Origin of the sequence: Lutispora thermophila DSM 19022 (genome assembly GCF_900142105.1) — a bacterium.
GTDB lineage: Bacteria > Bacillota > Clostridia > Lutisporales > Lutisporaceae > Lutispora > Lutispora thermophila.
Genome location: NZ_FQZS01000022.1, coordinates 33919 through 45709, shown reverse-complemented (window position 1 = coordinate 45709; position 11791 = coordinate 33919). Strand labels below are relative to the sequence as shown.

General features: G+C 31.1%; 12 protein-coding genes and 2 rRNA genes. 10 read left to right on the top strand and 4 right to left on the bottom strand.

All coding sequences use genetic code 11. The annotated features are described in order from the left end of the window. A 23S ribosomal RNA gene (locus BUB48_RS14190) occupies positions 1-158 on the top strand; the annotation flags it as partial. Positions 159-229: 71 nt separating this feature from the next. After that, positions 230-346, top strand: a 5S ribosomal RNA gene (rrf, locus tag BUB48_RS14185). A 352-nt stretch (positions 347-698) separates the two neighbouring features. Here the strand turns inward: rrf and hflC are convergent. After that, the gene (gene hflC / locus BUB48_RS14180) at positions 699-1601 is read right to left on the bottom strand and encodes a protease modulator HflC (RefSeq protein ID WP_073026934.1); all 903 of its coding nucleotides are present in this window, start codon (positions 1599-1601) and stop codon (positions 699-701) included. After that, the gene (gene hflK / locus BUB48_RS14175; RefSeq protein WP_073026932.1) at positions 1598-2545 is read right to left on the bottom strand and encodes an FtsH protease activity modulator HflK; all 948 of its coding nucleotides are present in this window, start codon (positions 2543-2545) and stop codon (positions 1598-1600) included. Before hflK ends, hflC begins: the two co-directional genes overlap by 4 nt. Positions 2546-2762: 217 nt before the next feature. On the opposite strand from hflK, the gene hflX reads away from it, so the two are divergent. Beyond that, entirely contained in the window at positions 2763-4535 is a 1773-nt protein-coding gene (gene hflX, locus BUB48_RS14170) for a GTPase HflX (protein ID WP_073026930.1), read from the top strand. Between the two features lie 13 nt (positions 4536-4548). Here hflX and BUB48_RS14165 read toward each other — a convergent pair whose 3' ends face one another. Together BUB48_RS14165 and BUB48_RS14160 are read right to left on the bottom strand one after the other, a co-directional pair. Beyond that, entirely contained in the window at positions 4549-4911 is a 363-nt protein-coding gene (locus BUB48_RS14165; protein WP_073026928.1) for a TSUP family transporter, read from the bottom strand. Continuing rightward, the gene (locus BUB48_RS14160) at positions 4908-5270 is read right to left on the bottom strand and encodes a sulfite exporter TauE/SafE family protein (RefSeq protein WP_073026926.1); all 363 of its coding nucleotides are present in this window, start codon (positions 5268-5270) and stop codon (positions 4908-4910) included. Before BUB48_RS14160 ends, BUB48_RS14165 begins: the two co-directional genes overlap by 4 nt. 131 nt (positions 5271-5401) lie before the next feature. Here BUB48_RS14160 and nadE point away from each other — a divergent pair, with 131 nt between their 5' ends. The 7 genes from nadE (at position 5402) to ruvB (ending at position 11656) form a co-directional block, all read left to right on the top strand. Continuing rightward, the gene (nadE, locus tag BUB48_RS14155) at positions 5402-6124 is read left to right on the top strand and encodes an NAD(+) synthase (protein WP_073026924.1); all 723 of its coding nucleotides are present in this window, start codon (positions 5402-5404) and stop codon (positions 6122-6124) included. Between the two features lie 34 nt (positions 6125-6158). Then, positions 6159-6896 carry a YebC/PmpR family DNA-binding transcriptional regulator gene (locus tag BUB48_RS14150; RefSeq protein ID WP_073026922.1) on the top strand — a complete coding sequence of 246 codons (738 nt, stop codon included), beginning with the start codon at positions 6159-6161 and terminating at the stop codon, positions 6894-6896. Positions 6897-7332: 436 nt separating this feature from the next. Next, positions 7333-8505: an MORN repeat-containing protein gene (locus tag BUB48_RS14145; protein WP_073026920.1), complete on the top strand. Its 1173-nt coding sequence runs from the start codon at positions 7333-7335 to the stop codon at positions 8503-8505. Between the two features lie 235 nt (positions 8506-8740). Continuing rightward, a complete protein-coding gene (locus tag BUB48_RS14140; RefSeq protein ID WP_073026918.1) occupies positions 8741-9370 on the top strand; it encodes a BofC C-terminal domain-containing protein in 630 nt (209 codons plus the stop codon). Between the two features lie 192 nt (positions 9371-9562). Beyond that, positions 9563-10054 carry a crossover junction endodeoxyribonuclease RuvC gene (gene ruvC / locus BUB48_RS14135; protein WP_073026916.1) on the top strand — a complete coding sequence of 164 codons (492 nt, stop codon included), beginning with the start codon at positions 9563-9565 and terminating at the stop codon, positions 10052-10054. A 12-nt stretch (positions 10055-10066) separates the two neighbouring features. Beyond that, a complete protein-coding gene (gene ruvA / locus BUB48_RS14130) occupies positions 10067-10651 on the top strand; it encodes a Holliday junction branch migration protein RuvA (protein ID WP_073026914.1) in 585 nt (194 codons plus the stop codon). A 12-nt stretch (positions 10652-10663) separates the two neighbouring features. After that, positions 10664-11656 (top strand): Holliday junction branch migration DNA helicase RuvB, encoded by a 993-nt coding sequence (gene ruvB, locus BUB48_RS14125; protein ID WP_073026912.1) that lies wholly within the window; start codon positions 10664-10666, stop codon positions 11654-11656. The last annotated feature ends 135 nt before the right edge of the window (positions 11657-11791 follow it).

The following is an 11791-nucleotide window of genomic DNA, read 5'->3' as shown; positions in this document are numbered from 1 at the left end:
CGCTGAAGGCATCTAAGCGCGAAGCCGACTCCAAGATGAGATTTCCCATACCGTTAAGGTAGTAAGACCCCATGTAGACTACGTGGTAGATAGGTCGGAGGTGTAAGTACAGTGATGTATTTAGCTGACCGATACTAATAGGTCGAGGGCTTGATCTAAACTAAGTCTTAGTATTGTGTAGTTTTGAAGGTGCAGACCTTCGAAAAAAAAATATATATATAGCGAATAATCCGGTGACAATGACGGAGAGGCCACACCTGTTCCCATACCGAACACAGAAGTTAAGCTCTCCAGTGCCGATGGTACTTGGACCGAAGGGTCCTGGGAGAGTAGGTCGTCGCCGGGTTTTTTATTTTTTGCATGTCACAGGTTATTCCTATTGGGTCAATCGCTGGTCACTAACCTCTGATCACTAATTTTTGGGTATTCCTCTGGGGTCTTAATTTAAGAACACGGATTCACTATGTAATACCAGTTATAAGGGAATAGAAATATTATTGCTCAGAAATGCAATAGGCAGAACAATCAATATCTTGATAAAGGCTATATTGTCTAGAATAAAAGTATATGTATTTACACATATGCTTTTTTTATATGCTTGTTATCTAATTAATATCCTTTAGTGGTTTAAAAAACCTCAGAGGAATACCAAGCACGTAGCAAGACGGTATAGGAATACCTCATGTAATTTTACATATTTATTTCCCCATTAAATACTTTGCAAAAGGTGAATCAATAGGGATCACAATAGTTGGTTTATTCATTAATGTTTTCTTGTATGCTTCTAAGGTTCGCATAAACTTATAAAATTCCGGGTCTTTATTATAGCTACTGGCATATATTTGTGCCGCTTCTGCATCAGCTGCCCCTTTAATTCTCTCAGCTTCTGCTTGTGCTTTAGATAATATCATATTTACTTCTTTATCTGTTTCAGACCTTATTCTTGATGCTTCTTTCTCACCTAAATTCAAATATTGGGAAGCAATTATTTCCTTCTCAGATTTTATTCTTGTATATACTGCGTCTTTATTTTCATCTGATAGGTACATATTTCTAAATCTGGCATCAATAACTTTGATTCCGTAAACTTCTAGTTCATCACTGATATATGCTGACAAGATTTTATTTAATTCATTATTATTATTAATGATATCGATAAAACTTTGATTAATAGAACTTATTTTCAAATATGAACTAACAGTATTTTCAATTCTTATTTCCGCATTTACATTTGATTGTAGCGTATGGATAAATAGCTTTGGATCATTTATACTCCAAAGTACAAATGTTTCGATGAAAAGGTTTCTATTATCTTTAGTGATAATCTTTAAAGGCTGAGACTCATAGCAGAATATTTTTTTAGAAATAGTCGATGTAGTATTAATTAAAGGTATTTTAAAATATAAACCTGGCTTATCAATCACTTTGATTGTTTTACCAAAAGTTGACACAAACATTATTTCATCTTCCTGAACTATGTGTGCATTTAAAATAATTATAAGTACAATTACTATTGTAGATATGAGTAAAGCAGCTTTTTTTATGGCAGATATAAGTTTATTATCTCTTTTTTTTATATTAATGTTATTAAAATGATTCATTTATTCTCACCTTTTTCTTCTTCAAAAGTAAAATAATTTAATGTCCCTTTATGCGTATCCATTATGTATATATTCGCTCCAGGCAATACTTCTTCAATTGTTTCTATAAGCATCCGTGATCTTGTTACATCCCTGCTAATTCTATATTCTTTATATAACGAATCAAAGATTTCTGTTTCTGATTTTGCTTTATTTATTCTTTCTTCGTAATAAGCTTCTGCTTCCTTAATAATTCGATCAGCTTCACTTTCTGCAGCAGGTATTTTTTGATTCCTATATTCTTCAGCTTTTTTTATTAGAATATTTTTTTGCTCAATAGCATTTGCTACAGTTTCATATGAAGAAATTATATCTTCAGGAGGTCTTGCATCAACTATTTTTACATTCAAAATTTCTATTCCTAACTCGTAGCTTTTTATATTTTCGTCAACATCTGTTTTTATAGAGTTTTGTATTGATAATTTACCATCAGTTAGTATGTAATCCATTTCTGATTTTCCAATTATATTTTTTACAGATGAGATAACTAAGTTTCTAAGTATATGATCTGGATTCTTTGCACTGAATAGATAATCATATGGATCAGATATTCGCCATTCTATTATTAAATCTGTAAACACAATACCATCATCACTCGTTATAGATTGTGATTCATGGTTGTGATAGTTTTTTGTTGTTTCATTAAGTTCATTGAAACCGATTTCCATTATATTTATCTTGCTTATATTTATCACATCCACTTCTTGTATAGGGTATGGAAACTTTAGATGTAAACCTGGGTCAGTAAAGTCAGTTACTTTTCCGAAGGTTCTTAAAATACCTATTTCTCCATCTTTAACAGTATAAAATGATGAAAATATAAAAAATGCTATAATTAATATAAATAAAGTTGCTAATAATTTTGTGTAAGTGAACATTTTACTTATTTGATAAAACTTATTCATAATAGCCACTCCTTGAAATAAATACTTATTTCTAATAATAGACAAACTGTATGAATTTTATACTGTTAAATAAGCTACTACACTTGACAACGATAGCTATATTACATAATATTTGGATTATTAGAAGTAAAAATTTATACTATTTAGTATAGAGGATGAATTCTTGAGTATTTTATTAAAAGCCTTTTAGAAGATGAAAGTAGAGGTGGAGATCGTAATGGTTGACAATGGTATTAAAAAAAACATTTTGGAAAAACTAGATTCTTTAAAAGGAGAGATATTAGATAATACTTTATTAATATCTTATGAAGCTTTGAGTATTATATGCGATATAACAGGAGAAGCAAATAGAGAAGTAGCAATATTCATTAACAGAAGAGGTGAAATAATTGATGCTGTGATAGGAGATTATAATACAGCAGAACTTAGACAGTATAGTGAGAGAAGATCAGAGGACAGTCTAAGCGGTATAAGATGTATACATACACATCCTAATGGTTATGGCATGCTATCAGATATGGATATTTCAGCATTAAAGGCTTTAAAGCTTGATTTGATAATTGCCATAGGTGTTATAAATGGCATTCCTCAAGAGGCATATTATGCATATTTATCTAAAAAGAACTCCGACTATGACACGGTCTGTAAAGGACCTTTTACAATTAATGACTTTTTAAGTATAAATGCACAAGATCTAATAAGTGAAATAGAGAAAAATTATAAAATAAAAAGAGATAATACTTTTTCTGTAGCTAATGATAAAGAAAAAGCCATTTTAGTCGGCATCAATGGACTTGAAGATTTAGATGAATTAAAGGAGCTATTAGACACTGCTGGTGGAATCGAAGTAGGTAGAATTGCACAGAATAAACATACCGTAGATAATGCATACTTAATTGGGAAAGGAAAACTGAAAGAGCTAAAGATGGAGGTTCAAAAAAAAGAAGCAAATCTTGTTATTTTTGATGAAGAACTGACAGGAATACAAATCAGGAATCTGGAAAGGGAGTTAGATGTAAGGGTTATTGATAGAACTCAGTTAATATTGGACATATTTGCAAAAAGAGCTTCATCAAAAGAAGGTAAACTTCAAGTTGAGTTGGCTCAACTTAAGTATATGATGCCACGTTTAATAGGTTTCGGAGTCCAGATGTCCAGAACGGGTGGTGGAATAGGTACAAGAGGTCCTGGGGAAAAGAAGCTTGAGATTGATAGGCGAAGAATAAGAGAAAGAGTAAGAGAGCTTGAAAGAGACGTTGATGAAATTAAAAAGCATAGAGATTTGATAAGAATCAATAGAGCAGATAGTACATTTCTGGTTTGCTTAGTTGGTTATACCAATGCCGGTAAATCAACATTGTTAAATTCTTTATCTGACTCTCAGGTATATGTAGAAGATAAATTATTTGCAACATTAGATCCAACTGTCAGAAAAGTAAGTTTGAAAAGCGGACAGGATGTGGTAATCAGCGATACTGTTGGTTTCATAAACAAACTTCCTCATGATTTGGTTGCTGCATTCAAATCAACTTTGGAAGAAGTAGTTTATGCGAATCTTCTTATCCATGTAGTTGACGGAAGTAATGAAAATTATGAAGAGCAAATAGAAGTGGTAAATAATGTATTGAAAGATTTAGGTGCTGACAATAAACCAACAATACTGGCAATTAATAAAATTGACAAGAATATGTCTATAAACAGCTTATATAGTCTAGAATTGAGAACCAATTCAGATATCATATTCATATCAGCTAAGAATAAGATAAATCTAGATAAGCTATTAGACAGGATAGAACACTATGTGAACTTGAATAATAAAGTATACGAAATGGTAATTCCATATGCAGAGGGAGCTTTACTGGCATATCTACATGATAATGGAAAGATAATAAAAAAGGAATATAGAGAAAATGGAATATATGTTATGGGTGAGTTTGATTCTATTGCATCAGCAAGGGCAAAAGATTATATATGTCAAAATCAAAAGTAATGTTTCTTCATTATCAGGGTTTCTTTATACCTTTTTTAGAAAATATTTCATAAACACCCATAATAAATAGAAATCCGGAGAAAATTCTTCTTAATATTATTGGATCTAATTTTACTGCCATTTTTGAACCAATAATAGCACCAATTATTCCAGATGAGATTAACGGAATAAGCATATTTTTTTCTATATTCCTGTTTTTGTTATGGATATATACTGCTAAAGAAGCTGCAGGAATGAAGGACAGAAGGTTTATGCTTTGAGCTATCTGTTGCGATAATTGAAGAAAAAATACAAGAGCAGGTATAAGGATGGTCCCGCCTCCGATTCCCATGCCGCCAATAATTCCTGCAGCTATACCTATAATTATTTCAATCATCTTATAATCATCCTTATTGCAGCAATTATCATAAAAATTCCAAACAATTTTCTCAATATACTGATTGAAAGTCTGTTTAGCAACTTTGAACCAATATATGCTCCTATTACAGTACCTATTGTTACCTTAAATGTAGTATTTATATTTATAATTCCTGATTTTGCATATATTAAAGAACTTATAATAGTAAGTGGTAGTATTACAGCTATAGCAGTAGCATGAGCATTATGATCTTTTACCTTTGTAAAAAAAACTAAGGAAGGTACCAATATAGTTCCACCTCCGGAACCACATAGACCATTGAAAATTCCAGCGATAAATCCAATGATCCATAGGCTGGTTTTAGATTTTAAATTCATAATAACGCCTCCTGATCTCCTATACTTTATATATGTTTTGAATTATAGGCAACAATATACGTGAGAATTAATTTACAATATGAAATCACAATGATATCATAAAATATGAAAGTTTTTTTGGAGGGATAAGTATGAAAAATATAGAGAAGCAATGTGAGGAAATATGTTCATGGATTAAAGATACTGTGTCTGCTGCAAAAGCCAATGGTGTAGTATTGGGGCTATCTGGAGGTATAGATTCTGCAGTAGTTGCAGCCTTATGCAAAAGAGTTTATCCAGAAGACACATTATGCTTAATCATGCCTTGTTATAGCAATCCAAAAGATGAAGAGGATGCTAAACTAGTTTCAGAAAAGTTTAATTTAAAAGTAGAGAGAATCGTACTAGATCCAGTTTATGATGCACTTAGAAAGCAAGTTGGATCTTTAGATACAGATTCAAAGCTTTTATTAGGAAATATGAAATCAAGATTAAGAATGATAACATTATATTATTATGCAGGTAAAAACAACTACTTAGTTGCAGGAACCAGCAATAGAAGTGAGCTTACAATAGGTTATTTCACTAAACATGGCGACAGTGGATCAGATATTCTTCCTATTGCTGATTTTGTAAAATCGGAAGTGTATGAGTTAGCAAAATACTTGGGAATCCCTGAGGTAATTATTAATAAGGCGCCTACTGCTGGGCTATGGGAAAATCAAACCGATGAAGGTGAAATGAAAATGACATATAGAGAGTTGGATGATTATATATTATATGGCAAGGCAGATGATCACATAAAGAATAGAGTGGATGATTTGTATAAAGCAAGTGAACATAAGAGAAACATGCCTAAGAAGTATGTTAGATAATTTTACTTTTTTAGATGTTTAGGAGGATGATTTTATGTCAGGACATTCAAAATGGGCAAACATAAAACATAAGAAAGGAAAAGCAGATGCTGCTAGGGGTAAAATTTTTACCAAATTGGGAAAAGAAATATCGATGGCAGCAAAATTCGGCGCTGATCCGGAAACAAACGGTAAACTTAGAGATGCAATAGCAAAAGCTAAAAGCCATAATATGCCTAATGATACTATAAATAGGGCTATAAAGCGAGCTACAGGTGAGTTAGGCAATATAGAATATGAAGAAATTACCTATGAAGGATATGCACCCGGTGGAGTTGCTGTTATTGTTAATACTCTTACCGACAATAGAAACAGAACAGCCAGTGAAATAAGGCATATTTTTGATAAAAATGGTGGGAGCCTAGGAGTTACAGGAGCAGTAAGCTGGATGTTTGATAAGAAAGGTCTTATAATTGTGGAAAGGACTGATGATATAGATGAAGAAGATCTTATGATGAAAGCCTTGGAAGCAGGAGCTGAAGATTTTTCATCAGAAGAGGACTCATATGAAATAATTACTGATCCGGATGATTTTTCAGAAGTAAGGCTAGCACTAGAAAGACATGGTGTGCCAATGGCTTCAGCAGAAGTTACAATGATACCTAAGAACACTGTAGAAGTTACTGACGAAGAAGATGTTAAAAAGATTAATAAAATGTTGGACATGTTTGATGATAATGATGACGTCCAGGATGTATACCATAATGCCGAGTTGCCAGATGATGAAGAATAGAAAACATCAATGGTTCAAAGAGTTATGATATAAATTAAGGGAAAATTGAGTTACTGATAATTCTGAACCCCTTTTTTATGAATAAGAAACATACAAAAAGGGGTTATATTATTTTGTTAGAAAATGAAATGAAATTAAATTTTAATACCAGCAATTGTAGCTTTGGTGTAAGAAATAAGTAAATATAAGCAGTGAGTTATTTTACGAACTAAATTAGTTTGACAATTAGTAATCAATATGTAATAAAATATTATACTTTATAGACTTTCATAATAATTTTTTATTCGATAAGCAATCGAGGATTTAATATTTATACATGTAAATAACTTAATTAAATATACTTTTTGTCTAGTTAATAAGTTTGCAGAACTCGTATGCATATGAAATAATATAAAGTATTATACATAAAATTTTACATAAGAAAGGAAGCCTAACAATGAAAGTAAAGAGAAGATTTTTAGCATGTTTAATACTAAATATTATATTATTTAATTCATTATCATTATTATGTTATGCATATGATGATCAAAACAATGATATAACTTATGGTAAATTATATTATGAACAATACGGAATTTTAAAGTATGAAGGACAATTAAAAGATGGAAAGCCACATGGAATGGGAAAAGGATATGATTGGCATAGTGATAGGGGAGCAGTTTTGAGCTATGAAGGTGAATATAAAAATGGACTGCCAGATGGATATGGAAAAAGCTATGATATTTACGGAAACCTAAATTACATAGGTCAATATAAAAATGGAAAAGAACATGGTTACGGAATAAACATATATAATGGTCTTATTGATTATATAGGCGAACATAAAAACGGAAGGAGGGATGGTTGGGGCATAGAATATTTACATAGCCAATTTGAGTATGAGTGTATAAGAATAAATAATAAAAAATCCATGTTACTAACTAAAGATAGAAATAAGGTTCTAGATCCTATTCCTACTGATTTTTCAATAATAAAAATAAAATTAAATGAAAATGAAGCAAAAGAAGTCTATGGGGAAGTAGTTAATGAAGACAAACTGTTGCAGATTCTTGAAAATCGATCTAATCATCCAAAAGATATAGTAAAACTGACTTTAAGTAGTTTGAAGTACGAAGGAGAAACTCAAAACAATTTACGTAATGGGTATGGAAAGCTATACAACAAAGATGGAGAGATAATTTATGCAGGAAGTTGGAAAAACGATTCTATTAATGGATTTGGAGTCACCTTTTTTAATAATTTAGCATCTTATATAGGCGGTTTTAAAAATAATACGCATGAAGGATTAGGTGTATATGCTAGTGGCGATTTAGGAAATGAAGTTTTCACTGAAATTCAAGATGGAGTTAGTAAAACGACAACTATTCATGGAATGCATAAGTCTAAGTATGTTACAAAAGTACCATTACCATTTCCTAAAATTGAGTGGGATAAAAATAAACAAAGTTACTATGGTAATTTTACTAATGGGAAAATTACCATAGTAGATTTAAATGAAAAAGAACTAAAAAAGATAATTAGAGAATATGATAATTTATATGATGATTTTAAAAGTTACTTTGAAAAGTTTAAGAAAAAAGAATCAGAGAGGTTTATACCTAGTGCTTGATTTAAGTAGAACAGAATAAAATTTCTTTATTCTGTTCTCAGACTGAGCACAAAATATTCTCTATCAAAATATGGCTTTAAGTAATAGTTATGTTTGCATAAAATATAAATAATGGTATTGAATATGTATATCATAATGCTGAGGTCCAGATGAAGAATAGAAAAATAATTCTAAAGTGTATAATAATTAGAATTATGGCAATAATAACCTCCATAAGAGTATGGAGGTTATACTTATGTTTGAAGATAAAAGGAGAGGTAAAAAAAGAATTTCTATTCTTGTTATAGGGCTAATGCTATTAATAGTTTTTGCAATTAGTTACTATATTAATATGGATATTGGTGATGAAGCAAACAGCTTCAACAAAACAAATGAAAATTTAAAAATTCCAGACAGCCTAAAAAAAATAAGTAATGTAGAAACTAGTGATGTCATAAATGGAGACAAGACTGCAGAAGAAGATTTTAAACTGCAGGAGAATCACAAGATTAAATATATAACTCTATTCACCATTTGCAAGCATAAGATAGAGAGAGAAACAGATATACCATCTATTTTCATAGGACTTGATAAAGAAGAGTTTATAGAGAAAAATCCTGGGTGGGATTTTTTAGAGGTAGATGATAGAACTTTGACAGTTGTAAGAGAAATAGATACTTATTGTCCTCGTCATTTCATCATAGGTTTAGAAGGACAATATATTGCTATATATTCTTATGATGAAGATGGAGAAAGAGTATTAAATGAGACAACGGATATCAATATAGAAACCTTGACACCTGAAGATCAATCAATATTAGAAAGCGGAATTGTAGCAGATACAGAAGATGACTTAGAACAAAAATTAGAAGGATTCAGTAATTGAATATAGAGGTAAATATCAAGCTTACATTTGATGGTATATCTTAACTTTCTATGAATACTATGAATAAAAAGGGAAATTCTCAACATTTTTATGCCTATTTATATTAACTGCAGCTAATTGCTGCTTTATTTTTTTTTCCAAAAAGGTTATATTATTCATAGCGAATATATGTTTGGATTGGATGTGTTACTTTTGATAATTATGGGGGTAGATCCGGGAATAGCTATATTAGGTTATGGTTTGCTAAGTATGGAAGGTAACAGATTTTGTGTTATTTCTAAAGGGGCTATTACAACAGAATCTACTATGTCCATGCCTGATAGACTTAGCTATATCTATAATGAGTTAAATTTATTGCTAAAAAAATATAATCCTGATGCTTATGCCATAGAGGAACTATTTTTTAATAAGAATATTAAAACTGCGCTTACTGTTGGGCATGCAAGAGGTGTAGCTATCTTAGCTGCATCAAATAATAAAGTGCCCATTTATGAGTACACTCCGCTACAGGTTAAACAAGCAATTGTGGGCTATGGTAGAGCTGATAAAAAACAGATGCAGCAAATGGTAAAGATGTTATTAAATTTGAATGAAATACCTAAGCCTGATGATGTTGCAGATGCTTTAGCGGTTGCTATATGCCATGGTAATTCTTCTAAATACTCAAATCTATTTAAATTATAAAGGAGCATGAACATGTTTGATTATCTAAATGGTGTTGTTGCTGAAACTGGTGAAGGTTTTATTGTTATTGATATAGGAGGAATTGGCTATAAAGTGTTTAGTTCCTCTAATACTATTTTGCATGTAAAAAATGTTAGTAAAGTAAAATTATACACACATTTGCATGTAAAAGAAGATGATATAGTATTATATGGTTTTTTAAGTAAAAACGAATTGGATCTATTTAAGCTGCTTATATCTGTAACAAGCGTTGGACCGAAAGCTGCTTTGGCAATAATGTCCTGTCTAAAACCAAATGATTTAATAATAGCTATTCAAACAAAAAATATCAAAGCATTGACACAAGCCCCGGGTATAGGCAAAAAAATTGCAGAAAGAATTATATTAGAACTAAGAGATAAGATATGTATTGATACTGATGTTATGCTAAACAACGATGAAAAGGTTACAAGCAGTATGTCAGAAGTTATAGAAGCATTGGTGTCTCTTGGATATAGTTATAATGAAGCAGCTTTAGCATTTTCAAAGATTGAGAATAAAGAAAAATCAATAGATAACCTTATAAAAGAAGCATTAAAACAACTTTCACGTATTTAACGGAGGATAAAAATGGAAGAGAGATTGATAACAGCTAATATTTTAAATGAAGATAACGAGAATGAAGTAAGCTTAAGACCAAAATATTTTGATGAATACATTGGCCAAACTTCAGCCAAAGAAAAGCTCAGAATTTTCATTGAAGCTGCAAAAAAGAGAAATGAATCTCTTGATCATGTTCTACTCTATGGTCCTCCTGGTTTAGGTAAAACTTCATTAGCGAATATTATAGCTAATGAACTTGGCTCAAATATTAGAATTACATCAGGACCTGCAATAGAAAAGCCTGGAGACTTAGCTGCAATATTGACTAATCTCAACAACAATGATGTACTTTTTATAGACGAGATACATCGATTGAATAGAAGCGTAGAAGAAATACTTTATCCTGCTATGGAAGATTATGCTATAGATATAATAATAGGTAAAGGTCCAAGTGCTAGGTCTATAAGGCTTGACATACCAAATTTTACCATGGTAGGAGCTACAACTAGAGCAGGTATGCTTACTTCTCCTCTTAGAGACAGATTTGGGGTTATATGTAGGCTTGATTATTATAGTCAGGAAGAGCTATATAAAATAGTAAAAAGATCTGCTAAAATTCTAAACATTCAAATTGAAGAAGATGGAGCATTAGAAATCGCTAAAAGATCTAGAGGTACACCTAGAATAGCCAATAGATTATTGAAGAGAGTAAGAGACTATGCTCAAGTAAAAGGTAATGGTATAATTTCTAAAGATATAGCAGATGCGGCTCTAAAATTGCTTGAGATAGATGAGATAGGCTTGGACAATATAGATGCAAAGATGTTGCTGACCATTATTAACAAGTTTGGAGGGGGTCCTGTAGGACTAGACACACTAGCGGCATCCATTGGTGAAGAATCTAATACAATTGAAGATGTATACGAACCTTACCTTCTTCAGATAGGTTTTATAAACAGAACACCAAGAGGTAGAATGGTAACCGATCTTGTCTATAAGCATTTTAATATAAGCAGATAAAATGAATTTGGTGTACCAAATGAATTGACTATATTTTGTGGCTCAAGTTTTTTAACTTGAAAAGACCTGTTTAATGAAAAATAAAATATAAGTGTAGTTTATTAATTGAAGGATATAAGAGGCTAATGTAGAATA

Bases quoted from the DNA above. Each gene is read 5' to 3' on its own strand.
- nadE (WP_073026924.1), top strand. From the start codon at position 5,402: ATGAAAAATATAGAGAAGCAATGTGAGGAAATATGTTCATGGATTAAA.
- BUB48_RS14140 (WP_073026918.1), top strand. From the start codon at position 8,741: ATGTTTGAAGATAAAAGGAGAGGTAAAAAAAGAATTTCTATTCTTGTT.
- hflK (WP_073026932.1), bottom strand. From the start codon at position 2,545: ATGAATAAGTTTTATCAAATAAGTAAAATGTTCACTTACACAAAATTA.
- hflC (WP_073026934.1), bottom strand. From the start codon at position 1,601: ATGAATCATTTTAATAACATTAATATAAAAAAAAGAGATAATAAACTT.
- BUB48_RS14160 (WP_073026926.1), bottom strand. From the start codon at position 5,270: ATGAATTTAAAATCTAAAACCAGCCTATGGATCATTGGATTTATCGCT.
- hflX (WP_073026930.1), top strand. From the start codon at position 2,763: ATGGTTGACAATGGTATTAAAAAAAACATTTTGGAAAAACTAGATTCT.
- BUB48_RS14150 (WP_073026922.1), top strand. From the start codon at position 6,159: ATGTCAGGACATTCAAAATGGGCAAACATAAAACATAAGAAAGGAAAA.
- BUB48_RS14165 (WP_073026928.1), bottom strand. From the start codon at position 4,911: ATGATTGAAATAATTATAGGTATAGCTGCAGGAATTATTGGCGGCATG.
- ruvA (WP_073026914.1), top strand. From the start codon at position 10,067: ATGTTTGATTATCTAAATGGTGTTGTTGCTGAAACTGGTGAAGGTTTT.
- BUB48_RS14145 (WP_073026920.1), top strand. From the start codon at position 7,333: ATGAAAGTAAAGAGAAGATTTTTAGCATGTTTAATACTAAATATTATA.
- ruvB (WP_073026912.1), top strand. From the start codon at position 10,664: ATGGAAGAGAGATTGATAACAGCTAATATTTTAAATGAAGATAACGAG.